23 protein-coding genes and 1 pseudogene are annotated in these 25,818 nt (G+C 50.7%); 11 read left to right on the forward strand and 13 right to left on the reverse strand.

The features are described from left to right. A partial coding sequence (locus BCV73_RS35675) for a LacI family DNA-binding transcriptional regulator (RefSeq protein ID WP_256992744.1) occupies positions 1-620 on the forward strand: 620 nt, incomplete at its 5' end. A 225-nt stretch (positions 621-845) separates the two neighbouring features. On the opposite strand, the gene BCV73_RS04820 is transcribed toward BCV73_RS35675, so the two are convergent. From BCV73_RS04820 to BCV73_RS04830, 3 genes are all read right to left on the reverse strand, one after another. Next, entirely contained in the window at positions 846-1,499 is a 654-nt protein-coding gene (locus tag BCV73_RS04820; RefSeq protein ID WP_256992745.1) for a type 1 glutamine amidotransferase family protein, read from the reverse strand. 73 nt (positions 1,500-1,572) lie between these two features. Next, entirely contained in the window at positions 1,573-2,778 is a 1,206-nt protein-coding gene (locus BCV73_RS04825; RefSeq protein WP_256992746.1) for an epoxide hydrolase family protein, read from the reverse strand. Between the two features lie 25 nt (positions 2,779-2,803). After that, positions 2,804-3,619 (reverse strand): helix-turn-helix domain-containing protein, encoded by an 816-nt coding sequence (locus BCV73_RS04830; protein WP_089546292.1) that lies wholly within the window; start codon positions 3,617-3,619, stop codon positions 2,804-2,806. Positions 3,620-3,844: 225 nt separating this feature from the next. Here BCV73_RS04830 and BCV73_RS04835 point away from each other — a divergent pair. Continuing rightward, positions 3,845-3,958 (forward strand): annotated as a pseudogene (locus BCV73_RS04835) (HTH domain-containing protein); the annotation flags it as partial. A gap of 140 nt (positions 3,959-4,098) precedes the next feature. Here BCV73_RS04835 and BCV73_RS04840 read toward each other — a convergent pair. Next, positions 4,099-4,620: a DinB family protein gene (locus BCV73_RS04840; RefSeq protein ID WP_089550098.1), complete on the reverse strand. Its 522-nt coding sequence runs from the start codon at positions 4,618-4,620 to the stop codon at positions 4,099-4,101. A 423-nt stretch (positions 4,621-5,043) separates the two neighbouring features. Here BCV73_RS04840 and BCV73_RS04845 point away from each other — a divergent pair, with 423 nt between their 5' ends. The 3 genes from BCV73_RS04845 (at position 5,044) to BCV73_RS04855 (ending at position 9,655) form a co-directional block, all read left to right on the forward strand. Then, entirely contained in the window at positions 5,044-6,714 is a 1,671-nt protein-coding gene (locus tag BCV73_RS04845; protein ID WP_256992747.1) for an ABC transporter substrate-binding protein, read from the forward strand. Between the two features lie 108 nt (positions 6,715-6,822). After that, positions 6,823-8,736, forward strand: coding sequence for a DUF5711 family protein (locus tag BCV73_RS04850; protein ID WP_089546293.1), 1,914 nt, complete (start codon positions 6,823-6,825; stop codon positions 8,734-8,736). A gap of 19 nt (positions 8,737-8,755) precedes the next feature. Then, the gene (locus BCV73_RS04855) at positions 8,756-9,655 is read left to right on the forward strand and encodes a carbohydrate ABC transporter permease (RefSeq protein WP_084203802.1); all 900 of its coding nucleotides are present in this window, start codon (positions 8,756-8,758) and stop codon (positions 9,653-9,655) included. 126 nt (positions 9,656-9,781) lie between these two features. Here BCV73_RS04855 and BCV73_RS04860 read toward each other — a convergent pair whose 3' ends face one another. The 3 genes from BCV73_RS04860 to BCV73_RS04870 form a co-directional block, all read right to left on the reverse strand. Further along, positions 9,782-10,258 carry a MarR family transcriptional regulator gene (locus BCV73_RS04860; RefSeq protein WP_089546294.1) on the reverse strand — a complete coding sequence of 159 codons (477 nt, stop codon included), beginning with the start codon at positions 10,256-10,258 and terminating at the stop codon, positions 9,782-9,784. A gap of 164 nt (positions 10,259-10,422) precedes the next feature. Beyond that, positions 10,423-11,496, reverse strand: coding sequence for a flavin-containing monooxygenase (locus BCV73_RS04865; RefSeq protein WP_089546295.1), 1,074 nt, complete (start codon positions 11,494-11,496; stop codon positions 10,423-10,425). 231 nt (positions 11,497-11,727) lie between these two features. After that, complete coding sequence (locus tag BCV73_RS04870; RefSeq protein ID WP_089546296.1) at positions 11,728-14,382, reverse strand: DUF4855 domain-containing protein; 2,655 nt, start codon at positions 14,380-14,382, stop codon at positions 11,728-11,730. Positions 14,383-14,788: 406 nt separating this feature from the next. Here BCV73_RS04870 and BCV73_RS04875 point away from each other — a divergent pair, with 406 nt between their 5' ends. Next, positions 14,789-15,256, forward strand: coding sequence for a DinB family protein (locus BCV73_RS04875; RefSeq protein WP_089550100.1), 468 nt, complete (start codon positions 14,789-14,791; stop codon positions 15,254-15,256). A gap of 84 nt (positions 15,257-15,340) precedes the next feature. Here BCV73_RS04875 and sigJ read toward each other — a convergent pair whose 3' ends face one another. Together sigJ and BCV73_RS04885 are read right to left on the reverse strand one after the other, a co-directional pair. Continuing rightward, on the reverse strand, positions 15,341-16,204 hold the full coding sequence (sigJ, locus tag BCV73_RS04880) for an RNA polymerase sigma factor SigJ (protein WP_089546297.1): 864 nt from the start codon (positions 16,202-16,204) through the stop codon (positions 15,341-15,343). Between the two features lie 68 nt (positions 16,205-16,272). Then, on the reverse strand, positions 16,273-16,938 hold the full coding sequence (locus BCV73_RS04885; protein ID WP_089546298.1) for an NAD(P)H-dependent oxidoreductase: 666 nt from the start codon (positions 16,936-16,938) through the stop codon (positions 16,273-16,275). Between the two features lie 223 nt (positions 16,939-17,161). On the opposite strand from BCV73_RS04885, the gene BCV73_RS04890 reads away from it, so the two are divergent. The 3 genes from BCV73_RS04890 to BCV73_RS04900 all read left to right on the forward strand — a co-directional run bounded on the left by BCV73_RS04890 (position 17,162) and on the right by BCV73_RS04900 (position 19,604). After that, entirely contained in the window at positions 17,162-17,944 is a 783-nt protein-coding gene (locus BCV73_RS04890; protein WP_089546299.1) for a class I SAM-dependent methyltransferase, read from the forward strand. Between the two features lie 44 nt (positions 17,945-17,988). Next, positions 17,989-18,942 (forward strand): D-2-hydroxyacid dehydrogenase family protein, encoded by a 954-nt coding sequence (locus BCV73_RS04895; protein WP_089546300.1) that lies wholly within the window; start codon positions 17,989-17,991, stop codon positions 18,940-18,942. A gap of 62 nt (positions 18,943-19,004) precedes the next feature. Then, on the forward strand, positions 19,005-19,604 hold the full coding sequence (locus tag BCV73_RS04900) for a short chain dehydrogenase (RefSeq protein WP_089546301.1): 600 nt from the start codon (positions 19,005-19,007) through the stop codon (positions 19,602-19,604). A 204-nt stretch (positions 19,605-19,808) separates the two neighbouring features. Here the strand turns inward: BCV73_RS04900 and BCV73_RS04905 are convergent, their stop codons facing one another. From BCV73_RS04905 to BCV73_RS04920, 4 genes are all read right to left on the reverse strand, one after another. After that, positions 19,809-20,513, reverse strand: coding sequence for a DUF421 domain-containing protein (locus BCV73_RS04905; RefSeq protein ID WP_089546302.1), 705 nt, complete (start codon positions 20,511-20,513; stop codon positions 19,809-19,811). Positions 20,514-20,783: 270 nt separating this feature from the next. After that, positions 20,784-21,401, reverse strand: a complete 618-nt coding sequence (locus BCV73_RS04910) for a hypothetical protein (protein WP_089546303.1) — start codon at positions 21,399-21,401, stop codon at positions 20,784-20,786. Between the two features lie 204 nt (positions 21,402-21,605). After that, complete coding sequence (locus BCV73_RS04915; protein ID WP_089546304.1) at positions 21,606-22,628, reverse strand: cytochrome d ubiquinol oxidase subunit II; 1,023 nt, start codon at positions 22,626-22,628, stop codon at positions 21,606-21,608. After that, positions 22,625-23,971: a cytochrome ubiquinol oxidase subunit I gene (locus BCV73_RS04920; protein ID WP_089546305.1), complete on the reverse strand. Its 1,347-nt coding sequence runs from the start codon at positions 23,969-23,971 to the stop codon at positions 22,625-22,627. Before BCV73_RS04920 ends, BCV73_RS04915 begins: the two co-directional genes overlap by 4 nt. Before the next feature lie 197 nt (positions 23,972-24,168). On the opposite strand from BCV73_RS04920, the gene BCV73_RS04925 reads away from it, so the two are divergent. Next, complete coding sequence (locus tag BCV73_RS04925; RefSeq protein WP_076168931.1) at positions 24,169-24,534, forward strand: MerR family transcriptional regulator; 366 nt, start codon at positions 24,169-24,171, stop codon at positions 24,532-24,534. Positions 24,535-24,645: 111 nt separating this feature from the next. Continuing rightward, complete coding sequence (locus BCV73_RS04930) at positions 24,646-25,581, forward strand: NAD(P)-dependent oxidoreductase (RefSeq protein WP_089546306.1); 936 nt, start codon at positions 24,646-24,648, stop codon at positions 25,579-25,581. Positions 25,582-25,818: the final 237 nt, after the last annotated feature.

The raw sequence follows: 25,818 nt of genomic DNA on the forward strand, positions 1-25,818 counted from the left end.
CGGTGCATTTCTATTATCCGCATTTGGGCATTCCCTATGTTATCGCGGATAATCTGACAGGAGGATATCTGGCCACCCAGCATCTGATCTCTCAGGGGCATCAGCGAATAGGGATTATCTTGACAGGCAGTTCGCTCTTGGAATTAAATCAGGATTTCTCCCTTCGCCTCCAAGGCTACAAGCTGGCGCTGACCCAGCATAATATTCCTTTCCATCCGGAACTGATCACCGTTGTCGACGGTGAAGACGAACGGGCGGAGATGGGGGAGGAAGGGTTCAAAAGGCTGATGAAGCTGCCGGAACCGCCAACGGCGATATTCGCCACAAGCGACTATAAGGCTTTCGGTGCGATGAACGCGGCGAGAGAATCCGGGATGAACATCCCCGAAGATATAAGCATTATCGGTTACGATGATGTGAAACTCGGCGAGTATTCCTATCCAAGGCTCACCACGGTGAATCAGAATACTCGCAAGATGGGACAGCGGGCGGCGGAGATTTTGCTGTTTGAACTGGAGGAGGATCATTCGTCCCTGGTAAAAGACGAGATCGTTCCGACGCTGATCTTGCGCGACAGCACCGCCCCCTTATCGGCGAAGCAGCGCATCAGGAATAGTTAATTTGCAGGGTGCCGAATTAATCTAACCCGGCAAGTATGTTTGCCTCTTCCATCGAAGGGATGATTCAGGTTAACTGCCTGGGGTTAGAGCGCTGTGACAGGTTAGCCATAAGCAACCTGTCGCAGCGCTTTTAGTTTTTTATCGCTCCGCGATGCGTCGCGGTAAGCTCATTACGAGAATAGAAATAGGGTGACCCAAGACCAACGTCTTAGTCACCCTCGCAAGTTATGAATTACTCTCTTGGAGCGTCTCCATCATCGCATAAAAATATTTAGGGTCGCTTGAAGTGAAGTAGTTATACCAAGCTTCTAACGTCTCTTCCGCAAACAGGTTCAGCAGCGCAATAACCTCGCGCGCTAATTCTAGTGCGCCGGCTGAACCGGTTGTGATCAGATTGCCATCGACCACGACTTTCTCGTTTTTATATCGAGCAGCGCCTTTGTATGAGGGGCTAAATAAATTTAAATACTCCAGACTATTGCTCGTATGCTGACGCTCATCCAGCAACCCGGCATCCGCAAGCGCAAGTGTCGCCCCGCATATGGCTGCGACATTGCCGCCGACGTTCAGCAGTTGTTTTGCTTTTTCGATGATTGGCCCATTCGTTGGATCTTTCCAGTTGTCAGCACCCGGCAAAAGCAATATAGCCGATGTTTCATACGTGATCTCATCTACTGTCAATTCCGGCACGATTGTTAATCCGCCCTTCGTCGTGATAGGACGTTTGGAAGCTCCGACGGTTCGAACGGGAAGGCGACTCCCGCGGTTTTTGAAATATTGACCGGAGTTGAGCTCTGCAGTAACAAAGCCAAGTTCCCAGTCCGCCATCGTATCCAGTACATAAACATAAGCGTATTTCATCAGTTCCTCCTTGTTCATCCATGATTCTATCCGTTGAAAAGATGTTGTCGCCGATCTGTGCCAAAGTGACTTCGTTCCCTCATGGTTTCCCTTATGAACTTCCTCCCGAGCCGAAATAATGTAAAGGGATAAATCGTATCAGTTCATTGGCCAGAAGTTCGGGTTTTTCCAGCGCTGCAAAATGACCGCCACAGGGCATTTTGTTGTAGCTGCACACATGTACCGAACGTTCAGCCCAACTTGAGGGGAACTGGATTTCGCGCGGGAAGAGCACGATACTTGCCGGTACTCTACGTGTCACTCTGACCGGCGAAGCACTATCTACATTCGCTTGGTTGGCCATTACAATGAGCCGATACATGCGTGCGGCGGATCCGGCCGTCCCGGTCAGCCAATAGATCATGATATTCGTGAGCAGTTCGTCCCTTCCGCCGAATGCATCATCTACGGTCTCGTCGCCAGCTCCCGAACGGATCATGCCGACGATCCAAGATGCCAGGCCAACCGGCGAATCGTTAAGTGAATAGGCAAGCGTTTGCGGTTTGGTCGCTTGCAGCTTCAGATAGGCCCCTTCTGATTGAACCCAGGTCTGCGTATCTAACATAAACTGCCGATCGGCAGGGGACATCTCCGTAATATCTTCACTTCCGGTTGGATAACCAGCGTCCGTCAACAAGATCGCTTTCATAACGTCGGAGTGATGTGTGGATAGCATGGTCACGATTTCAGTGCCGATATCCCCGCCGCAAGTCGCGAAGCCCTCGTATCCAAGTGTTTCTGTCATCAGTTTGGCAAACAGGTGGGCGACTCGTTTCGGTGTTGTGGTTTTTCGATCCGAAAATCCAAAACCGGGAATCGAAGGCATGACAAGATCGAAGGAGTCGGATAATAGAGGGATCATCTTGTGAAATCGGTAGAAGCTGTCGGGCCAACCATGAACGAGCAAAAGCGGCACCGCATTTGGATTTTCGCTTCTAACCTGCACGAAATGAAGGGTTGTATCCTCTATAACAGTCTTGTATTGCGGTAAGGCATTTAATCTGGCTTCATGAATACGCCAGTCATACTGCGTTCGCCAATAATCGATTAATTCTTTCATATAACTGAGATCTGCACCCATATTCCAGCCTTCGCCAGCCGCTTCGTCGGGCCACCGTGTATGATCCAGCCGCATTTTCAAGTCTTCAAGATCCGATTGCGGAACATTGATTTTGAATGGAGTAATGATAGCTGCTCTCCCCCTTGAATACAGAATGTAATAGCTGCTTTCTGCATTGTAAGGGAGCCAACAAGACACTGTATTGTATATTTTTTCCCGAGATCTAGTTCGTGAGAGGGATGTGATTGGGGTGCAGGCTTTCTATAGCGCGATACTCGGTCGGAGTGAGGCCGGAGAAGGACTGAAATTCTTTAATGAAATGGGACTGATCATAATATTCGCAAGACATGGCAAGATCGGCCCAATCGATATCATTGCTCTTTCTGATAAGACGTACCGCCTTTTGAAAACGCATTAAACGACTAAACCTCTTGGGTGTTAGTCCTACTTCATCCTTGAAAATTTGAATGAATCGTTTGGCGCTCATGTTAACCTGTTCAACCATGTTCGCAATGGATTCGGGGTGATGCGACTGCTGAAACGAGGCAATCGCAAACTCAACGGCTGAATGCGATGGCCTTGACCAATCACTTCGTAACAGAAAGTATTTTTCAAGGATACGAAATCGATCTTCTACCGTGTTGGAATAAAGCAGCTCATCGCGCAGATCAGTAGCCACTATCCCCCATAAATCATCCAACGAGACATGCGTATCTTTTAACGCAATAGAAGGCAGCTTTAGAAGGGGACCAGCGCAGCCGGGCTTGATATGTACGCCAATCATGGACCGCTCGCTTGAAGAATCCGTTATATAATAATCAGTGTGAGGCCCACTAATCACGGAAGACGCTAGTGTCATCTCGCTGTCATATCGATTGTGTATACGAGTTTTACGATCATACAGATCAATGACGAGATCGATCGAGCCGTCCGGTAGGGTAAGTCTTCTCGAGTGCGGCGGATTCTTTCCGGTATAGGACCAGAAGTATGCGATGAAGGAAGACAAAGGTGGCCGGGGGGAATAGGTCTGAAACGACATTGCTGTTCAGTCCTTTCTGTCTCATTGTTCAAATAATTTCATTGTACTTGATAACTTTCATGATTTGAAACAAGAAGTTCAGAAGGAGTTCGCTACTGCACTAAAAGAATTTTTATTTCATAATATCCGAGTAATATTCGTAAGCGTATGGAAAGAGTCTACAAAAATAAATGCACGTGTTCCGGATTTAGGAAATCGAGTAGAAACTGTTCGATATAGGGGATTGAAACCAGTGTAAGGACCATCTATCGTGACATTCAGGTACTCAGCGAAGCAGGCTTGCCTACTATAGGTACAACAGGCACAGGGTATTCCTTAACGGAGGGATATTTGCTACCTCAGTCCGAGCGGTTGCATCCAGCTTCCTCCAGACTCCGTCTCGCGCTCTTGCTCTTGGCTAACGGTAGGCGTTTGCCAGTTCCCGTTCGCGCGCACTAAAAAACAGCCTGGAGCATTCACTGTTCCAGGCTGTTTTTTGCCTACAAATGGCTTAAATTGTACAAATAAAAGGCGTAGTCTGTTGGTATTCCGGGATGCCCTAGTTGCCTGAGCATCGCAGTCACGTTACCACGATGATAAGTTCCGTGGTTCACCATATGTTGGATATAGTCTACGCATCTGGCATTAAATGTTCCTGACGGATAGACTGCTTCGATATCCTCATGTTGCTCGATGAATGACCGGAAGCTAGCCGCCAGTTCATCTTGCATCTGACCCAGTTCTTCAATACGCTTGTCGTTGGTTTCTGCCACTATAATTTCTATAGTGTTCTTCAAGTTCTCAAAGTATTCCTCCGACAACTCGGAGACGCCGCCTTCAGTTAAGAAAGTGAACCAACCTCGATCGATAACATAAATATGGACGATAGTGTCGTAGATGGTTGGAAAAACGCTAACGATTTGCTTTCGATATACCTCATCAGAAAGTTTCTGAAGATGCTCGCAAACCTGCCGATTTGCCCATACATGATAATCAAATTGCTGCAAAGCATATTTTTTCAACTTTGTTCCCCGTTTCAAATAGGGGAGCCCGCAGTTTAAGGGCAATTATGCGTCCTGCCCCTCCATAGTTTGCCCGGGAGTAAAAGCCGTTCTCATTACAAACGCCTCCTTGCGGTAATATGATCTACAATATCATATAGGGGGTAGATAAAAGTCAATTTCCCCCTAAGTCAACGATATCAAAATATATAAAGAAAAACATGAGAATGTTCTTCTTTAATCGAATTATCCCATCGATCCCGCGGCAGCCTCAGCGTATTTCGCAATAAAAACTATTGCAATAGGCAAACTCCTACAGTATACTTTGTTTATCAAAGTATACGAAATTTATAACGTATACTTACGGCTGAAGCGTATTCGTTCAAGTTTGTTGTAATTGAAAGCGCTTTAGATCATGACCATTCGAAAATAGGGGAGATCAATGTGAACAAAAGGAAGGGATTCATCGTTCTCTTGAGTATTGTGATGCTCTTGGCTTTATTGTCAGCATGCACCAAAGCAGCTCCCACACCACCAGACAATCCAGGCACCGCAGAATCCAATCCAACGGGTGAGGATCAGGGTAAGGAAGACGCAGGGAAGGATCCGGCCGCGTCGCAGCTGACAGGAAATATTAACATTTCCTTGCCGAATGCATCGGCGTCAGTATGGAATGCGGTTGCCGAAGCGTATATGAAGAAAAATCCGGGAGTGAAGGTCAAAGTCGACAACAAGCCGGCGGAAGGCTACAAGGAATGGCTGACGGCTCAATTTGCAGCAGGTGTGCCGGATGTTGACCTGGTAACGAATAACGAAGTCGGTGGCCTAGTTAACAGTAAAAAATTTATGGACTTTTACCCTTATTTCGATAAAGTCAATCCTTATACGAACCAGCCTTGGCAGGACACCCTGGATCTGAAGGCGATGGGCATTAACCTCGAAGGCATTGGAGCCGAAGATCATTTGTACAACCTGAACTTTGAATCCGTGCAGATCGTATGGGTGTACAACAAGGAGATTTTCCAGAAAGTCGGTATTACCGAAGCTCCCAAAACGTTTAACGAGATGATTGACGCTTTCAATAAAATAAAAAAGGCCGGATATACACCGCTGGCGCTCGGCGGAGACTCCAAATCGATGTGGAGCGGCCAGGCGGGATGGCTGGTGCGGATCTATGCCGATCAGTACATGCGCGATTATATTAACATCATCCGGTCCCAAGAACAGGATTATACTTACGTTCCAGAGCTCGACGAGCAGTGGAAATATGATCTGACGGATCCGTATAACGATTCCAACAGTAAAGTGACCAAAAACGAAATGCGGCTGTGGAAAGCTGTTAAAGACAAAGAAGGTCCCTTCAAAATTGCCGGCAATCCCCAGTGGAAGGCTTACTCGGAAAATCTGAAAAAACTGTTCGATTATGTGCCTGACGGATTTTTCGGAGTGAAAGAGGACCAGGCTTACAATCTGTTCCTGACGGGAAAGGCGGCGACAATGTTAGGCACGCCGGCCTCCTACTGGCAGCTCCCTAAAGATTTCGCGGATGAGGAAAAAACGGGTGCCACAGGCGGCGTGAAGCCTTTCGAATACGGATTCTTCAACATGCCTTCCATGGAAGGACCTGAGGTGATGGCACCGGCCCGAACGATCCAGATTCCGATCGGATTCTATGGTTTCGTCAATAAAGATGCGAAGCAAAATGAGCTGAATGTGGATTTCATGATGTACCTGACGAGTCCGGAAGGTTACGCCGTATATTTGGATGCGATCCAGAAGAGTGACGACGCCTCCCTCTCAGGCGCACCGGCCATCAAAGGCATTACGCTCCCGGATGAAATGGCGGTGGCATTCGCCGATTTCAAGCCGATTGGAAATACCGAAGGCTACACCAGCGCCGCCAACAACCTGGCTCGTGGAATGTGGGATTACCAGCCGTCCGTGCAGGATTGGGTAGGGCTCGTACAGCGGTACTTCAGCGGTAAGCTGACAACGGATCAATATTTGGATCAGCTGCAGGCGAATATCGATAAATATATGGAACCTGCCATGAAAGAAGCTAAGAAAGAACTCTCCGACTTGGATCACCCCGAGCGGCGTCCGCCGCAGCGTTAATCACTTTTTCACACGGGTCTGCACATGCATTTGCATGTGCGGACCCGTATGATTACCCGAGGGAAGCAGGCAATTCGTAAGGATGACGGATAAAAAGGGAGGTTCATCATGAGGAAAGCCCCATGGATATTTCTTGCACTGATCCTGCTTCTAGGGCTTGTCCCGGGCGCAGCATTTGCCAAAGACCATTGGTCCATTGAAGGAGCGGGGAGTATCACCTCCCTCTCCGTATCAGAGGATGGGAGCCGTGTGGCCGTTGGGGGTCATAATGCGAAGGCATTTCTCTACGATTCCGAAGGCAACCCCATCTATGAGGTTGGGGCTGGAAATGTCGTTACAGGGGTAGCGCTTCTGAGTAACGGCACACTTCTGGTTTCATCGGATGACAGGCATCTGTATGCATATGACGAGACAGGAGGTCAGCTGTGGGATTCGGATCTGAAGCGGCAGGTCAAAAGCTTGGCCGCATCGCAGGACGGGTCCACCATCGTTCTCGTTACCCAGCGCAGCAAAGATCTCATCGTTGTGGATCAAAATAACGGAGAACAGACAGGCAGTATCCCCATCGGTTCCCTGTTGAAGGAAGTGAGCGTATCGGGCAGCGGACAGTGGATCGTTGCCGCGACAAGCGACCAATTCGCCTATCTTCTGGACAAGGATGGCAGCCTGCTGTATAAATTCAGCGCGGATAATCAAATCCAGGCGGTGGCCGTTTCAGACAATGGCCTGGCTGCAGTGGGTACGGCTTCCAATAAGGTGGAATTGTTTGATCAGAAAGGGAACGTTAACGGTTCGATTAACACGCGGGACATCGTGACCGATGTCGCCTTTTCAAGCGATGGGGAACGGATCGGCGTTTCGGATTTATCCGGTAACTACTATATTTTCGACGGGCGCGGAAAGCAGCTGTGGGAGTCAAAGATCACGGGGGAAGGCCGGGGCGTTCAATTTGACCGGGAGGGCAAGACGCTGTATTCGGGCACCAATGACGGAAGGATCTTTAAGTACGATGTAGGCAGTGTCATCGATAAAGCGGCAAGCAAGGCACGAATAAACGCTATGCTATGGGCTGCAGCCGGTGTCTTGGCGGTCGTCCTTGTTCTGCTGTACTTGAATTATTTGAAGAAGCGCAACCGGCTGGTTATTTTCCGCCAGATATGGAAAAGCAAATATATTTACCTGGGCTTGGCACCGACCTTTATTCTGGTGTTCGTCTTTCTCTATTACCCGGCTTTTTCGGGCTTATTCCATTCCTTATATGACTGGCAGCCAGGGGGCAGGACCACCTTTGTCGGCTTGGCCAATTTTGAACGAATGATTCATGATCCTTATGTCATTAAGGGGATGGGCAACCTGGTGATTCTGATCATCACCGGTTTGATCAAAGCGATTATCCCTGCACTCATTACCGCTGAACTCATCTTCCATCTAAGCAGTAAACGTCTGCAATACGGCTTTCGGACGGCATTTACCGCATCGATGGTTATTCCGGGTGTGGCCCTATTGTTGATTTGGCAAAACCTGTATGATCCTAACGTGGGTCTGATCAATAACGTCTTAGATCTGATCGGGCTTGGTTCCTGGGCGCATGGTTGGCTTGGTGACCCGAATACCGCCTTGTGGGCTATTATTTTTATCGGGTTTCCGTTTATTGGCATCCTGCAGCTGCTGGTATTTTACGCAGGGCTGCTGTCCATTCCGAACGAGCTGATCGAGTCCGCAAAAATCGATGGGGCCAATCTTTGGCGGATTATCCGTTCCATTCATTTGCCGCTGCTGGGCGGTCAATTCAAGTTTCTGATCATCTTAACCCTCATAGGCATTATTCAGGACTTTAACGGCATCATGATCGTTACGGGCGGCGGTCCCATGGACTCGACTTATGTACCCGCTCTGCAGATGTATTATGCCGCCACCAAGTTCAACGATCTCGGGTATGCCTCGGCGCTCGGTGTAAGTATGTTCCTGGTGATCCTTGCGATTACGGTTGTGAACATGAAGCTTATTAAAACAGAAGATTAAGGAAGGAGGAGAGGGATCGATGTATACCGAAACGGATACAGCCGCTGAAAGCGTCAGCCCCGTGAGGAGGCTCAGAAAAAACGAAGGCGGGCTCATCAAATATCTCAGTTTCCCCCAAATCACCATCATCGTGCTGCTGTGCGTGCTGGTCATTCTGATGCTGGTGCCCATTCTGTTCATGATCGTCAGCTCCTTAAAAAGCAATGCGCAAATTCTCGGCAATTTCTGGGGGCTGCCATCTCCGGCCAAATGGAATAATTACGGCGCTGCGTTCACCAGTATTTGGCGATATATGGTGAATTCCATCTTGTATGCGGTCGGAGCCAGTGCATGTGTCATTCTGCTCTCTTCCATTTCAGGATATATATTCGCCAAAAAAAGCTTTCCCGGCAAAGAACTGCTGTTTATGATGATGCTGGCCATGATGATGATTCCGGGCGTGTTAACGCTGATTCCTTCGTACGTCCTGTATAATAATCTGGGACTAACGAATACACCTTGGGTGATCATTATTGCCGGTGCAGCCGGCGGGCAAATCTTCGGAACTTTCTTGTGCAGGAGTTTTATGTCCGGCATCCCCAGCGAGCTGTTTGAAGCGGCCCGGATCGATGGAGCATCGGAGATTCGCGTATTTTTTCAAATCGTCATCCCGTTGTCGCTGCCGATCCTGGCCACCTTGTTCATCATGCAGGCTGTTGGCGTGTACAATGATTACATTTGGCCGCTGCTTACGATCAGGGACAGCAGTCTTCAGGTGGTTGCTGTCGGCCTTACCGTCTTTACGAAACAGTTCGGCATCACCGATATGGGAACGCAGTTTTCGGCATACGCCATTTCCTCGATTCCGTTAATTTTGATTTTCTCTTTCGGCATGAAATATTACATTCAGGGCATGACGCAGGGGGCTTTGAAAATGTAGCGTGTGAGATGAATCGTTTCAATGTAGCGCTCTCGGCGCTGTGCTCACTTCAACGAGTAACAAAAAAAGCAGCCGGGCGGCTACCGGTTGCTTTTTGATTTGAGGTTCGTTTGCCGGTGATACGTGTCAGCGATAGAAGTCAACCATGTCTGCAAACAGGCGCTTGATCAATTCAAGCTCGGCATCGCTGTACCTTCCCAAAAACTCGTACATTCTCTGCTTTTCCAACGTATGGAGCTCATCATGCGCAGCAAACAGCTTTTTGCCGGCAGGAGTTAGCCGAAAGTACACTTCCTTTTTGTTATCGTTGAGCTGGGCTTTCCGAACCCAACCGGCTTTAAGTAACTTGCTCGCGATCTTGGAGGTGTTCCCTTTGCTCAAATTCATCTTTTCCGCGATGGAAGTGACATTGATCGGCTCCTGCTCCCCGATGCACGCAATGGTGTGCAGTTCTGTCATGTTCAAACTGAATTCGGCACCGATATGCTTCCGGATATCTTCGAGATAGGATGCGGATATTCGGGATTCATATTCTTCTTTTTGCTGAAGAAACTGAATAAAAAATTCATGAATGGCGGCTTTGCTTTTATCTGCAGTATCCATGGTTCATGCTGGCTCCTCGACTCATTTTTTTTAGTATATCATAAATCGTTTCCTGAGAAATAATTACGCATACTTCTAGGCAAGGTTGACACGTCGAGGGTGGCCGGTACACGGGAAGCTGGTTTCAGACTTTTGTTTGCGAGCGAAAAAAAGAAGAGCTAAACCTAGATAATTCCCGGCGAGAACAGCTGCATTGACTTTAAATCATTATTTATGTATTCGGCGATACGTCTGGCATCATGCTGTACCCACCCCAAAAGTGCAGATCCTCTGCAGGACAGCCACGGAAGACCGATGAAATATAGGCCTGGAATATTAGAAATACCATTGAACTGGGTAACTTCTTGATGTTCATTAAAGAGATGATTGATTTGGATCCAGGAGAAATCCGGGCGGAACCCGGTTGCCCAAATGATATTGTCAGCCTCAATATGTTGATCGTCCGCAAAAAACACAGTACGTGACTCCGCGCTGGCTGCCCTCGGAAATAGCTTGATTTTCCCTTCTTTTAATCGTTGTTTTAATTGGTATCCATAGATTTGCTCAGGTTGTTGGCGTAACCATTTCCCGCGTTTGGTGTGATTTCCGGCCTGTAAGAAACCCAATTTGTCGTAATACCAAAAAATGCTCTTTCCCAATATGTACAGAGGTTTAAAATGGAGCTGGTTTGATGCGGATAAATAGACATCAAAGTCATTTGACAGTTCTACTGCAATTTGTGTACCTGAATTTCCTGCTCCCACAACCAACACGCTTCCAGGTGTAAGCTGGCCGGGATTCCGGTATACGGAAGAATGAAGCTGAGTCGTATCATTTGAAATGGACTGGCTTATGGCTGGAACATACGGTTTATGAAAAGGCCCTGTAGCCACGATTACATTTTTGGATTGAATCGTTCCTCTGCTAGTCTCCACCTCAAATCCCCTTGGAATGGAGGTTAACGATTTGACTTCCGTATCCAACTGAATCGGAAAATCAAAGGTTAAAGCGTATTCCGATAAGTATGCGGCAACCTCATCTTTTGTAGGGAGACCATTCGGATCCCCAGGCAAATCAAGACCAGGTAAACGGCTGTAATTCCTGGGTGTGAATAATTGTAAGGAATCGTATCTGTTGCGCCAGGAATCGCCTAAGGCTTTGGCTTTATCGATTAACATCAATGGTATTCCTTTTTGCTTTAAGAAGTAGGCAGCTGCAAGACCAGCCTGTCCGGTTCCAATAATCAAGACATCCAGCATAGAAATTCCTCCAAGTAAAATAAATGTTGATTATATAATACATGATCATTTGTTCATATGTAAATGAAATGATTGGAATCTTCGCTTAAAGCCAAGTCCAGATAAATGGAAAAAGGTGGGATTATTCCCAATGCGAAGCAAGCAAGAAAGAAGACTGCCGGTTCAACGGCAGTCTTCTTCTCACAAGGACTATATAGATGATAAGAGGAGATTTATCTTATACCAAAGTTCTTACTCCCTTGACTGCGAGAGGTTATAGATCCCAAACTCATAAAAGGAATATCCATAATCGGTGGCTCTTTCAATCCCCTGAAATTTAACGTACCTGGCTGTAACGGGGGCAAAATGGACCGTTTCTTTGCCATCATGGGCCGTAATGATGCCATCATTGTCCTGGATCACGCTGCTCCAGTTCTGCTGGTCGTTGGAGACAAGGATTTTGTAAGTTTTGGCGCGGGCTAATTCCCACTCGATCCGGACCGTATCGAATGCTTTAGCTTCGCCTAGATCGACCTGGAACCAGCTGTCATTCACGTAGTTGCTCGCCCATCTGGTCGAAGAAAACCCATCGACGGCATATTTCGGCGCCAAGGTCGAAACGGAGCCTTCGACGGAAGAGGCGGTTACGGTTTTATTTTCCGCCAGGTTACCGGCAAGATCATACACCTCTTCTTTCAGCGAAGCATAAGCCGTATCCGAAACAATACGATCCGCGTACAGTTGATCCAGCTTTACATTGAAACCTTTGAGGAATTGATCAAACTGCGCAGCATTCTTTCCTTCAAAACGCTTCATCTGGTCCAGCTGCGCGTTCAACGAGCGGGGAGCTCCGGGCGTCGTGAACTGCTTTTGCTCGGCGAAGAGGTTCACATGAGCTTTCATGGTGTCAGCGGTAGTTGCCGCCCGGATTGTGTAAGCTGTCGTCTTGGATTTGGCAGCCGCCACGGTAATGGCCAGTTGATGCTTACCCGGCATTCCCTTCAGATCAATCGGCGTTCCCGGGGCGTAGGGTTTGCCGTCGAAAGTGGCCGTAACCCGGGTCAAACCGCTGTCATCGTCTTGGACTTCCCATGTGAATGCAACTGTTTCAGTATTGGGAACAACCACATCGTCATTTAACTTTTGTCCGTTGATAAATACGTCTGCTTCAGGTGGTGTACTGTTATGAATATCGTATGTTCCGTTCAGGTATTGATACAGCCAGTCATACATGAGACGCAGGCCGGGATCTTTGCTCACCGCCAAATTATAAACCGCATTATTTCCCTGGTAATAAGCTCTGAATCCCTTTTGCATCAAGCCGGTTGCGGCGCCGCTGTTCAAGTAATCGATATAACGCTCACGGAATACGCCGTCCTGAAGCATCCGGTCATCAAATTCGACTTCATTCGACATTCCGTACCGCTTTGCAGTATTTGCGGCATCTTCCAACCGGTCTTGATCCATGCCGCCAAAGAAATAGTTCGGTTGAAGGGCCGCGGCATCAAATCCTACGTCTTTCCACATATAGCTTTTATAAGCCAAAGAGTGGGGGATCCAGAAAAATTTCAGATTCATGTCATGGATTTTGCCGCTCACGGCTTTAATCAAGCCCGGTCCCGTTTCGCTTGTGCTGATTTGTTCTTCCAGCCAGTACATGCCGACAAGCTCCAGATTGGAATAATTCGCGGCCTGCCATCTTTGCCGGACCTGGTCCAGCCACCACTGAACCGCTTTTTTTCTGTTTTCGAGGGCTTTCTCTTGTCCGACGACAGAGGCATTAAAGCTTAACGATTCCCCTGACCCGTCCACATCGCCAAAATCGTTTAAAGATTCCCCTGGATTCGGAATCATGAGCACAACCTTCTCTTTATAATCAGGTTGGTTCAGCTTGGACCCGACTTCCTTGGTCGCCTCATTCAACTGCTGCATATCTCCCGCAGCTGCAAAGGTTTTGTCCAAATACCAGGTCCAGTCCCCCAGATTTGTTTGCCCCAGACCGAAATCCCGGCCGGCAGGGGAAGCAAGCCCGAGATATAAAACACCGTCAAAAAGCCAGTCGGTAGGTTCCCCGTTCTGATCCACGTAACTGATGTTCGGGATGATCCGTTCCTTGGTCCAGTCCCCCAAACCATCCGCATACTGTCCGTTATACAGCAGATTCAGATTCCGGATCCCGCCCGTAGCTTCGCCCGGCTCCAAAAAATGAGGCTGCTCAGCGGGAACCTTTACCGCTCCGTCCATCTTTCCGTCCGTGCCCATAATTTCAATTTCGTCAATGTATTCCCATAGGGTAGGATGCATCGTGAAAATGACTTTTACATAGCGGGCATAAGCCAGCTTGCCGTCCGTACTCCCGCCTTGGATTCCGTCCCGGCTGCCGTCCCACGCAAACATTTCCTCACTTGGCGGTCCTTCTCCCCAAAGCAGTTGAGTGGCGTTATGGGAGAGAAGGCCCCAATTCTCCTTGTCGTCCGAGACATACATCGATACCGTGAGAGGCACGAGGATGGAGTTGGCAGGGTAATCCTGAAAAAAATGGGCGGTTATTTTTCCGATCGACTTCTCCTCACCCAAATCGAACACGACTTCGCGCGCTTTGCCCCGAACATGTCCTACCCAGGCCGGGTCATTCATATCTAATTGTCCATATTTCCCATCTGTAAGCTGATTCCCGGCATCAGGATGTGACGGATCCGGGGCTTCAGACCATTCATAAGGAAGTCCAAGGGCAAGATTACGGAGCTTTGGCTGCTCCTCATCCGGTGGCGACGCAGGATCATCCGCCGGGGAAATCCCTTTTGCCTGCATCGTCGGAACCAGCTCGCTCGCTTGGGCCGCCGGAACCAGCGACACCATCATGACTGCAGTCATGGCAACCGCAGCCCATCTTTTATACCAACTCATCAAGTTCAGCTCCTTTTCTCAAGTTAAGAAACCGCTTTCAAATTTTGGTCAGCATTTTCTCCGAATCAAACTTTCCGTCACCCCCTCACTGCGATTCGATCTGATAGGTGTAAGTCATGGTGACACCCTCCGCATGATTGATGGTAAATGGGGCCTTGTATGCAAGGCAAGCAACATTTTTTGATGCGTTCGCAATATTTTCATAAGGCTTGGAGGGAGGGGATTTCAAGACTTGTGTTAGCGCTTCTGTGCTCATCGGCCCGAATGAATAAACGGCTTTTACGAGATAACCATCGCTATGTCATGCGAACTGAGCATAGAAGGAAATGGGTCCAGGCTGGCGAACTCCTCAGATAACCTGAATTTTAATAAGGGAAATGATGATATGAAGGGGGCGTTTAAGGAAATGAAAACGATTCGCAGCATGTTCGAGCAGCTGTATTGGGCCGACAAGCGCATACTGGATGCGCTGGAAGCTGGCGGGGATGGGCAATCCGACGCCGAAGCGGTCCGGCTGCTAAGTCATACTCTGCGTGCGGAGCAGGTGTGGTTCACCCGGCTGCAGGGACAGGACAGCAACCACCTGCCGCTTTGGCCAAACGACAGTCTGGATGACTGTAAACGTCTTGCGCAAGAGATGCGGGAAGCCTTCAGCGCATATCTCGCTGAGCTAACCGACGAACGTCTGGTCGATGTGATTTCCTACATCAACCAGTACGGGAGGTCGTACCGGACATCTGTTCAAGACATTTTGACTCATCTTGCGCTGCATGGCCAGTATCACAGGGGGCAAATCAACATGAAGCTTCGCACAGCCGGCATGGAGCCGGTCAACGTGGATTATATTACATTTGTGCGCCTGCAGGGACAGTAATCCCCCGTTCTCGCTCAAGCGAAAAAGTCATAACCACAGATCGTGGCTATGACTTTTTTGGATGACCGGTGCTCAGTTCGTACGCTAGAAAATATGCCCCAGCTTGTCGGGGTTTCGAACAATATAGATGTTGTGGATCTTCCCATCTTCGAAGTGAAAGAGCAGCACTCCATTGACCGCGCTGTCTTCCGAACGCATCAGTATGGCAGCTTCTCCATTGACTTCCCCCATTTCGACAGTCGTTCCTTCTCCAAACATGGCTGCTTTACGCATACCGCCGAGAAGGTAGCGGCCAACCCGTTCCCTGGAGACAACCGGATGGACCGTTGCAACCACTTTGCCGCCACCGTCGGCAACCAGCACGACATCTTGGTCCAGCAGCGATAAAAGCTGATCCATGTTCCCTTTCTTGAGCGCTCCCATAAATCCATGAACCCACTGCTGGCTCTCAGGGTGGATCTGAACGGGCTCATCGGAGATCCGGCCCATCTTGGCGCTTGCACGGCTGAACAGTTTCCGGCAGCTCACTTCGCTTTTTTCCATAAGCTCGGCGATCTCGTTGTAATTGAAGCCCAGCGCTTCGCGTAGGATGAACACGGCACGCTCGGAGGTCGTCAGGTTTTCCAGCAGAACAAGCATTCCATAAGAGAGGAGATCATCTCTTTCCAATGCTTCCGTTGAATCGTCATTTAACATGAGAAAAGGCTCGGGAAGCCATTCCCCGTAATATTCCTCCCTTTGTTTTCGTGCCGATTTCATCATATCTTTACAGTGGTTCGTGACCATTTTGCACAAAAAAGCCTTGGGCTGCGTTAAACGTTCCCGTGGGACATCATGTACCTTCACAAAAACATCCTGCACGGCGTCTTCCGCATCGGAAACCGAACCCGTCAACTGATAAGCAAGCTTGAATAACAGCTTCTTGTACTGCTTGTAAAGATCCTGCATCCGACTTGCTCCTTCCGCAGCTGATTTTCTATTTTCACCTTAAAGGAATCAGGACTTTTACACAACCCTTACCGCCACTCGACGATCTCACCGAGGCGCTGCCTTGCTTTTGGACGTTTGGGGTCCTCTTGCCGATATCCGAAAGCAACCATACAGGATACGCCGAAATCGCCAGCTCCGATGATACCCTCATTTTGTAAAATAGAGGTCACCTGCTTTTTATCAAAACCTTCGATGGGACTGGAATCAATGCCGATTTGAGCCGCGGCTGTCATCATATTGGCCAGTGCGATATACGTTTGTCTGCATGCCCATTCAAACAGGAGGCGGTCATTATTTTCGAGCTCCGTTTCGATGAAGGTTTTATAGAACCCGGAAACCCGCTGCACCACTTCTTCAGGCATATGCTGGATGTCTTTCAGCATTTTCATGACATGAGCCGAATCATGCCTTAAGCCTTGTCTGGCCAAAATCACAACAAAATGGCTCGCCGTAGGCAGTTGTCCCAGGGCACCGCCCGTGACAGGTTTTAACTTTTCGCGGAGCGCCGCATCCTGAATCACGACAAACTTCCAAGGCTCAAGGCCAACCGAACTCGGAGACAATCTTCCTGCCTCCAAAATAAAGCGGAAGTCTTCATCCGGGATTTTCTGGCTGGTATCAAATACATGGCAAGCATGTCTGAATTGAAAAGCCTTTAAAATTTCTTCTTTTTTATTCACCGCTGCGATCATATGGGATCAACCTTCTTTCGTGGGTTTACACATATAACGAGGTGATGCTGGGATTTGTGACAGCCGCTCAAACATGGCTCGTGGTTCATTTACAATGCTGAAGTCCTGTGTTAAATTTAATCGTGTATCAACAAGTGATATTTAGTTTCATTCTATGAAACTTATTAGTGGCTATTGTACACAATCGATTTGGAATCTGAGGATGGATTAAGGGAGGACTATGATGGACGAGTCGAGGAAAAACCAGGTAAAGCAGCAGTTTTCCCGGAATGCGGATAAGTACGTGACGAGCGCAATCCATGCCAAAGGCGAGGATCTGGCCTGGCTCGTATCATGTGCCAAAGCCAATGCGAATATGAATGTGCTTGATATCGCAACAGGGGGAGGACATGTGGCTAATGCGCTTGCCCCGCTGGTTCGGCATGTAACGGCCTGTGATTTAACCCGTGACATGCTGGCGGCAGCAGAACGCTTTATCGGCGGAAATGGACACAAGAACGTTAGCTACATAACGGGAGACGCGGAGCAGCTGCCTTTTGAAGATGAATCCTTCGATCTGGTGACCTGCCGGATCGCCGCGCATCATTTCACAGATGTTCCGGCGTTTGCCGCCGAGGCCTTGCGGGTTGCCAAACCTGGAGGGAAACTGCTCTTCATAGACAACGTAGCTCCCGAGCAGGACCCTTTGGATCAATTTTATAATGATATCGAAAAGTTACGGGACCCGAGCCATGTCCGGGCATGGAAGAAATCGGAGTGGATTCATCTGCTCGAATGCACCGGCTTCCGCATCGAGATGGCCGTTTGCTTCCCGAAACCGTTCCGGTTTCAGGATTGGTGCGAGCGGGCCGGGCTCCCGCAAGCGGAGAGAGAGGCTTTAGAGAACAAGATGCTGCATTCTGCAGAAGATGTACGCCGGTTTTTCTCGATATTTTCTGATGAAAACGGCAGGCTTTCCAGCTTTTCCGGAGAATCCGTCTATATTCAGGCTGTCCGGGTGGAGTGAGCAGAGCTTGGACTAACCAAAATCGGGAAGGGGAAATAACGGGTATGAAATGTGCAATTCTGGACGATTATCAACGGGTTGCCTTATCGATGACGGACTGGTCGACCGTCGCGGAGCGCGTCGAGCTCCGCGTATTCGATCATCATATCGATGACGAGGAGGAGCTGGCTGCTGCGATCGAAGATTGCGAGATCGTCGTCATCATGAGGGAGCGGACGCCGTTCCGGGAATCGCTGTTCCGGCGTCTGCCGCGCCTGAAGCTGCTGGTCACGACAGGCATGCGCAACGCCTCGGTCGATCTGGCCGCGGCTGCGGAACGAGGCGTCGTCGTATGCGGGACGCAAGGAGGCGGCGAGGGGACGACGGAGCTGACCTGGGCGCTCATTCTCGGGCTCGCAAGAAGGCTGGTACAGGAGAACGAAGCGCTGCGCAGCGGCGGAGCCTGGCAGAGCACGATCGGTGTAGACCTGCTCGGCAAGCGGTTAGGGCTGCTCGGCCTCGGCCATATCGGAAGCAACATCGCGCGCATCGGGCAGGCGTTCGGCATGGAGGTTATGGCCTGGAGCCAGAACTTGACCGCCGACAAAGCCGCCGCCGCGGGGGTGAAGCTCGCATCGTCGAAGGACGAGCTGCTGGAGAGCAGCGATTTCGTCTCCATCCATGTCGTGCTCAGTGACCGCACGAGAGGGTTGATCGGCGCGCGGGAGCTTGGACTCATGCGTCCGTCCGCTTACCTCATCAACACCTCGCGGGCACCGATCGTTGACCGTGAGGCTTTGATCGATGCTTTGCGCAGCGGTAAGATCGCCGGTGCCGGCCTGGACGTATTCGAGCAGGAGCCGCTGCCTTTAGACGACCCGCTCCGGACGATGCCGAACGTGCTGGCCACGCCGCATATCGGTTACGTTACCGAAGCGACCTACCGCGCCTACTTCCGCGGGATCGTCGAGGCGATCGATGCGTACCTGAAAGGCTCGCCCGTGAATGTGATTGGGTAACGATACGTCCCGATTCGTACAGGCATCCGTGAGATGATTTTTAGGCGCAGGAGGGTTCGAACATGAAAATATTGATCGTCGGCGCAACGGGTACGCTTGGAACGGCGGTTCGCCATGAATTGGAGCAGAGCCATGAGATCATTACGGCCGGACGCAAAGGGGCTGACGTCACCGTCGATATGTCGGTACCTGATAGCATCATCGCCATGTATGATGCTGTCGGCAAGGTCGATGCGGTGATCTGCACCGCTGGACAAGCTTACTTCGGTCCGCTGGAGGAATTAACACCGGAACGTAACGAAATCGCGGTCTTAGGGAAGCTGAAAGGACAAATCAACCTCGTGCTGCTGGGGTTGGACCATGTAAATGATCAAGGAAGCTTTACCCTGACCACCGGTATTATTATGGACAGTCCCATTGTGGGCGGAATCTCATCCGCGATGGCGGGCGGCGCCATCAAAGCCTTCGTACAGTCGGCAGCCATTGAAATGCCAAGAGGAATCCGGATCAACAACGTCAGCCCGAACGTACTGGAGGAGTCCATGGATACCTATGGTCCTTATTTCCCGGGCTTTGAGCCTATACCTGCTAGAAGAGCTGCCTTAGCGTTCCGGAAAAGTGTGGAAGGTGCCCAGACCGGACAAACTTATACGGTCTATTGAAGTAAGACGACCGGACGAATATTGTTATCCGTAAAGTTGAAGCCAGGCTAACGAATGTAGCTGTCAGCGAACAAAAGCTTTGGCAGATATGCAGAGCCAGTGGTTGGAGGATATCCAGCGACTGGCTCTTTTTATGCAGTTCCTCGTTCTGCTATCCTCTACAGGATCCGAAGGTTGGTAAATCGAATGATGGAACCCCAGGTCCTATCTGCCGCTAGCGTCATTGTCATAGGTCTGGACGTAAATACCGTCCCCTTCCTGCCATTCGGCGATCAGAACGTCTTTATAATCGGTTATGTGATACGGTTCCAGCTGTGCTCTCAACCAGGATTCGTCAAATCCGAGATCCTTGATTTCGTCCCACAATACTTTCCCGTCGCGGATGATCGTTACGGGAACGTAAACCGGTTTGTCAGGCAGATTCAAATCCTCCCCGGTCGTTTTCTGATACCGGGACTTTTTTAAAATGCTGAGGGAGCCGTCGGCCTCCAAATAGCAGAAGGCGACCTCCCGAATCGAGAAGGTTTCGCTCTGGCGGAGCAAGCTTTGCAGCTGGTTTATGTTCATCCGGTTTTTCTTCAGCGCCTGAAGATCCAGGACGCCGTTTTTGATCAATGCAGAAGGCTTGCCCTCAAATATCCCCCGGAAAAACAGCGATTTTTGCCCCAGGTATTCGATGATGACAAGCAGCACTCCCCACAGGCAGATGGAATAGATGATATAAGACAGCCCGACTTTCGGTTCATACAAGGCGTTCCCGAGCAGTTCTCCAAACACGATGGAGGCGATGAAGGTGAAGGGCGTAATTTGTTTGATGATTTTTCTTCCGGCAAATCTCACGATCACGAACAATAAAAAAAATCCGACGATTAGTTTGAGGGTTACGGGCCCTAAATGAATTTCCGGCATATCATTAACCTCGCAGCGGTTTCTATTTTGGAATACATTCTATGTATGCCCATATTGCGCCCGATATTTACTATCGACGTTTCAAGCAGGACGGTAACACAAAAGAACCGGCATTTGGCCGGTTCGTGAATTAAGGATAAGTATGTGCATCTAAAGACTTGGATTTCCGATATCGCAAGGAAAGCTTCCGCTAAGTGCAGCCTGCTTTCCTTGAAGATTCGTCGATCGGCGTTTTTCTAATGCGGCGAGTGGAGGAATGAAAGACAGATGTTACAGTTTGCTTACCGTCAGCAATCTTTTTCCCATGAACCATATGACAGTGCCGGTGCCCCACAGGATCAGGGCGGACCCAAGGCCGACTACGGACATATAAGCATTGATGTGAGCCGCACCAAAGCTGGCCTCTACAGGCAGGAACAACAGTGTTGCGAGCGCGAGCAGACACAGTAATGCCCCGGTTAGATGATAAAACTTGACCCGGAACAAAGAGGCCAGCGGGAAAAAGTGAATTCCGACAATCAGAGCGGTCACGATGGGGATCAACGCCGTGCGGCCGGCGGCATTGCAGACGGCAACCGCAATGGCGATTGCGGCACCCTCTGCCGCAAAGACGATATTGAAACGGATGGCGATCCGTTTGCCGGGCCTGGGATCAGCTACTGCGCTTTGATCCTTGATCTTCCGCGACCCGCGGATCAGCGAGGCACCTCCGATGAACAGCACAATCCCAATGGCGACAGCTGCGGCTAACCACAAAGGAGCTGCGAACTCCTGCAATCCCATGATGCCGGTATACGCCCACAGCGTACCGAATAAGGCCATAAAAAAAACGCCGCTTGCCGTTCCGCGTATGGCGGAACTATGGATGGTGCCAGATGGTTTTTTCATAATGTTAACTCCTCCGAATGGATATGATCTTCACTGGATTCATCATATCAAAAGGACCGAAACTCCCGGTATTCACGGTTGTCATGACTTTGATATGACAGTTGTCATCAATTTCCCTATGCTCAAACGCCGCCATGTTTCGGCAGTATGCCATGCAAAATAAGCCGGCCGGCAATGGGCGCCGGTCAGCTTCTTCAGATCGTATTATTTTGTCCGCAAGTACCGCTTGTCCTTCAGGAATAACCACCAGAACAAAATAAACACCGGCAGCAGAATGACGGTGCCGAAGCCGTAGCCCCAGAGCAGCGACACGAACATCGAGTGGTTCGTAAAACCGGCCTCCACGGTCAGGTCGGGGTGGACGATGTAGGGCATATGCGCTCTCCCGTAGGCGTAGCTCGCCAGGGCAAACTGCAGAATCACGGCGACGACGGACAGGCGCAGCCAGCCTTTTCTGCCGTTTTTCCGGCGGATCCACAGTGCACCGTACCCGATGGCAAAAGCGACGACCGACAGCAAGAACCACATCGACTGCTCCTGCATTCGGGCTACGATCCATAACGCTTCCGGAACCATCGTAAACGTCGCCAGGACGGCCATCGCCAGCGCCAGCGGCCCCAGAACGACCGCAATGGAGCGATAGTGCTGCGAGACCTGTTCGTCGCCGGCTTCCCGGCCGTAGTCGGACAGGAACAAGGCGGACAGGAACAGCTCGGTCAGAATGCCGAAGCCGACGTGGGCGTACAGCGTGGCGCTGGTCAGCAGCTTCCCGAACTCGAGCTGGGGAAACCCCTGGCTCATGTGAATAAATCCGCCGAGCGAAATCGGCAGCACGCTGACGAGCAGACCGGGGATCAGCAGTCCGGTGACGCCGGATACGATCCGGAGCGCCAGTTCATGCTTCTGGACAGAGTACGAATAGACGATGAACGCGCTCCGAAACAGCAGCAGGACGAGCACCAGGCTCACTGGCACAAGCAGGAGCGTGCCCAGGACATAAGCGGCCCGGGGAAAAAAGCCGACCAGCGCGACCACGAGCAGGACGAGGAAGACGTTGGTCACTTCCCAGGAAGGGGACAGGAAGCGATTCGCGATGTCGGCCGCATGCGGATTCCGTCTGCTGAACACCATGGACCAGAAGCCTGCGCCGAAGTCGATGGAACCGGCGATGGAATAGATGAAAATAAAGCACCAGAGAATGGTGATTGCAAGCTGCGTGTCGCTCATAGGCTTCTCCCCTCTCCGTTTACGCCCTCCACCCCGTCGAAGGTGACCGGATGCCGTTTGAAATAGTAGTACATCACCACGGCCGTGACGATGAGCAGAAAAACATACAGGCCAAGGAAAAGGACAAACAGCGAACCGAGATGCTGCGCCTTCGTCGCGGCCGACGCCGTCGTCTGCATATGGTAGATCGTCCACGGCTGACGCCCCGTACAGCTGAACACCCAGCCCGTTTCAATGCCGATCATGGACAGCGGGCCGGCCAGCAGCAGGGCGGACAGCAGCCACCTCGGATAGGGGCGCTTGGTCAGCAGCCGCAGACCGACCGTAAAGGCCGATGCGAGGATCAGCAGCGTGCCGATCCCGACCATGACGTTGAACAGCGTATGAATGATCAGCGGAGGCCACTGATCCTCCGGAAAATCGTTCAAACCCTTCACCACCGTGTCGAACCGGTTGCCCGCCAGAAAGCTGAGCGCCCACGGAATTTCGATGGCGCCTTTAATACTGCGGGTTTCTTTATCGGTGACACCGCCGATCGCGAGCGGCGCATAGGCTTGGGTCTCAAAGAGCCCCTCGGCGGCCGCCAGCTTTTCGGGCTGATGCTCATGCAGCATTTGTGCGGTTTCGTGGCCGCTAAGCGCCGTCATGAGCGAAATGATGCCGCCGATAAGCAGTCCCAGGAACAGGCTCTTCTGGTGATAGGACCGCTCGCGGTCCGACGATCCACGCTTTAGCAGCTTATAGGCGGCTACCGAAGCGACCGCGAACGCGCCGGTCATATAGGCCGACAGCAGGACATGCATGGCCGTCGTCGGCAGGCTCGGGTTGAACACGGCCGCCCATGGATGGACGTCAAACACCCGGCCGTTTTCCATCCGGAAGCCGCTGGGCGTGTTCATCCAGGCGTGAGCGTCGGTAATGAGCACGGCGGACATGCTGGATCCGATCGCAACGAAGATGACGCTCAGAATCCGCAGTGTTCCCGGAAGCCGATCCGCTGCGTAGACATAGATGGACATGAACAGCGCCTCGAGGAAAAAGGCCCAGATCTCAATCTGGAAGGGAAGCGCGATCACTTGGCCGACGATTTCCATAAAGCCGGGCCACAAGAGGGACAGCATCACGCCGACCAGGGTTCCCGACGGAATGGCGACGCCAAGGAGAATGGCGAGGCCTTTGGTCCAGCGTTTGGCGAGCGTGGCGTAGTCCTTGTCCTTTTTCACCTGGTACAAAATTTCCGCGATCACGATCATGAAGGGGATGCCTACCCCGAGTGTCGCAAAGATGATATGAAACGCCATGGACGATCCGAACAGTGACCGTGCCAGCATAACGTTATCCATAAGAAGCCTCCGTTCTGAGCGTAAAGTCGCATCTTATTGTGAACCAAGGTTATCCAAAGTATTCCTGCGCAGATAAATAACGCCAAGAGCGTAAAGCGGCCGGAACAGAGAGTAAGCGGGCGGGGACGATGGATTGTGGCTGTAACCATCCTGACTGTATAATGAAGATAAGATGACTAGGAAAGGGGCGACCCGGAGTGAAAATCAGCGAATTGTCGCAATTAACCCATGTCAGTGCCCGCTCGATCCGTCATTACGAAAATCAAGGACTTCTCATCGCCGACAGACTGGATAACGATTACCGGGATTTCCCTGAATCGGCCGTCGGGCGGGTCAAGGCGATCCAGCTGTACTTGAAGCTGGGATTGACGGTTGAAGAGATCAAAGCGTTATTCAGAACGGAAGTGGCCGATCCTGACGGTTATGAATATTGTGAGGAGATGCTGGCTACGTATGAGGGAAAGCTGCAGCAGGTAAATGAGCAGATCGAAGCCTTGCACGGGCTGAAAACATTACTGGAAAGGCAAATCGCCTTCACCAACGGGAAAAAGAACATCGTATAGCCAAAACAGCACTGGAGCGCCGGAAGCATGCTCCGGTTTTTTTATGTTGACATTGACACTAGTGTAAACCTTTATGATGGGCTTAATCTCGTGATGAAGGGAGTTTTACCTATGAATACAGGCTTTACAAAAGACACCCGTCAAGCTGGCGATTCGTATGCGGCCGGCCCTTCCAAATCAGTCACCCTCATCGGACTCGGCCCGATGGGACAGGCGATGGCGCTCGTACTGCTGGACTGCGGCTATGCCGTGACCTTGTGGAACCGGACCCCCGGCAAGGTGGAAGAGCTTGTCCGGCAAGGTGCCGTCCGGGCCGAGACGGTCGGCGGAGCTTTGGATGCGAATGAGCTCACGATACTCAGCCTCACCGATTACGGCGCCATGTACACTATTTTCGAACCGGCCTCAGAGCAATTGGCAGGCAAAACGATCGTCAACTTGAGCTCGGACACGCCGGCGAACGCCCGTAAGGCGGCGGAGTGGCTAGCGGACCGCGGCGCCCGTCTCGTCACAGGCGGCGTGCAGGTTCCACCTTCAGGGATCGGCCAATCCGGGTCCTACACGTATTACAGCGGGCCAAGGGAGGCGTTTGAGGTTTATAAGGAGACGCTGGAGGTGCTGACCGGCACCGATTACAGGGGAGAGGATCCCGGACTTTCCATGGTGTATTACCAGATCCAAATGGACATGTTCTGGACATCCATGCTCAGCTATCTGCATGCGCTTGCGCTGGCTGACGCAAACGGCATTTCGGCGGAACAGCTTCTGCCGTATGCTTCAGCGACCCTGTCGTCGCTGCCGGGCTTCATCGCGTTCTACACGCCTCGCCTTGACGAAGGGCTGCATCCCGGCGATGTGGACAAACTGGCCATGGGTGTGGCGAGCGTCCAGCATGTCGTGCACACTGCCGAAGATGCGGGGATTGATGCTGCTTTACCGGCTGCCGTGCTCCAGATTTTCAGGCGGGGAATGGACCAAGGATATGCCGGGAACAGCTTTACCAGCCTGATTGAAACGTTCAAAGCAGCCAAAGTGCGGAACACATGACCCGCAATGCCGAAGCCTGACTCTTTTGGAGTTCAGGCTTTTTTGTACTGTAACTGAGAAGCGATTGACCTTCGTCAAGGTCTAGGGGTATACTTTATTCAATTTTTCAGAATACGTTTTCGTAGCTCGGCAAGAGCAGGAAAACGAGAGTTTGTCTTACATATGACGATATAAGTTGACCTAAAGAAAACGATGCAAGCAAGGGAGTAAAATGATTCCGAAGAAGCGAAGCGGTCT

It is taken from the genome of Paenibacillus sp. SSG-1, assembly GCF_002224835.1.
Lineage (GTDB): Bacteria > Bacillota > Bacilli > Paenibacillales > Paenibacillaceae > Paenibacillus_AQ > Paenibacillus_AQ favisporus.

Bases quoted from the DNA above. Each gene is read 5' to 3' on its own strand.
- BCV73_RS04855 (WP_084203802.1), top strand. From the start codon at position 8,756: ATGTATACCGAAACGGATACAGCCGCTGAAAGCGTCAGCCCCGTGAGG.
- BCV73_RS04875 (WP_089550100.1), top strand. From the start codon at position 14,789: ATGAAAACGATTCGCAGCATGTTCGAGCAGCTGTATTGGGCCGACAAG.
- BCV73_RS04850 (WP_089546293.1), top strand. From the start codon at position 6,823: ATGAGGAAAGCCCCATGGATATTTCTTGCACTGATCCTGCTTCTAGGG.
- sigJ (WP_089546297.1), bottom strand. From the start codon at position 16,204: ATGCAGGATCTTTACAAGCAGTACAAGAAGCTGTTATTCAAGCTTGCT.
- BCV73_RS04890 (WP_089546299.1), top strand. From the start codon at position 17,162: ATGGACGAGTCGAGGAAAAACCAGGTAAAGCAGCAGTTTTCCCGGAAT.
- BCV73_RS04870 (WP_089546296.1), bottom strand. From the start codon at position 14,382: ATGAGTTGGTATAAAAGATGGGCTGCGGTTGCCATGACTGCAGTCATG.
- BCV73_RS04820 (WP_256992745.1), bottom strand. From the start codon at position 1,499: ATGAACAAGGAGGAACTGATGAAATACGCTTATGTTTATGTACTGGAT.
- BCV73_RS04905 (WP_089546302.1), bottom strand. From the start codon at position 20,513: ATGCCGGAAATTCATTTAGGGCCCGTAACCCTCAAACTAATCGTCGGA.
- BCV73_RS04895 (WP_089546300.1), top strand. From the start codon at position 17,989: ATGAAATGTGCAATTCTGGACGATTATCAACGGGTTGCCTTATCGATG.
- BCV73_RS04910 (WP_089546303.1), bottom strand. From the start codon at position 21,401: ATGAAAAAACCATCTGGCACCATCCATAGTTCCGCCATACGCGGAACG.
- BCV73_RS04865 (WP_089546295.1), bottom strand. From the start codon at position 11,496: ATGCTGGATGTCTTGATTATTGGAACCGGACAGGCTGGTCTTGCAGCT.
- BCV73_RS04885 (WP_089546298.1), bottom strand. From the start codon at position 16,938: ATGATCGCAGCGGTGAATAAAAAAGAAGAAATTTTAAAGGCTTTTCAA.
- BCV73_RS04900 (WP_089546301.1), top strand. From the start codon at position 19,005: ATGAAAATATTGATCGTCGGCGCAACGGGTACGCTTGGAACGGCGGTT.
- BCV73_RS04930 (WP_089546306.1), top strand. From the start codon at position 24,646: ATGAATACAGGCTTTACAAAAGACACCCGTCAAGCTGGCGATTCGTAT.
- BCV73_RS04915 (WP_089546304.1), bottom strand. From the start codon at position 22,628: ATGAGCGACACGCAGCTTGCAATCACCATTCTCTGGTGCTTTATTTTC.
- BCV73_RS04860 (WP_089546294.1), bottom strand. From the start codon at position 10,258: ATGGATACTGCAGATAAAAGCAAAGCCGCCATTCATGAATTTTTTATT.
- BCV73_RS04920 (WP_089546305.1), bottom strand. From the start codon at position 23,971: ATGGATAACGTTATGCTGGCACGGTCACTGTTCGGATCGTCCATGGCG.
- BCV73_RS04830 (WP_089546292.1), bottom strand. From the start codon at position 3,619: ATGTCGTTTCAGACCTATTCCCCCCGGCCACCTTTGTCTTCCTTCATC.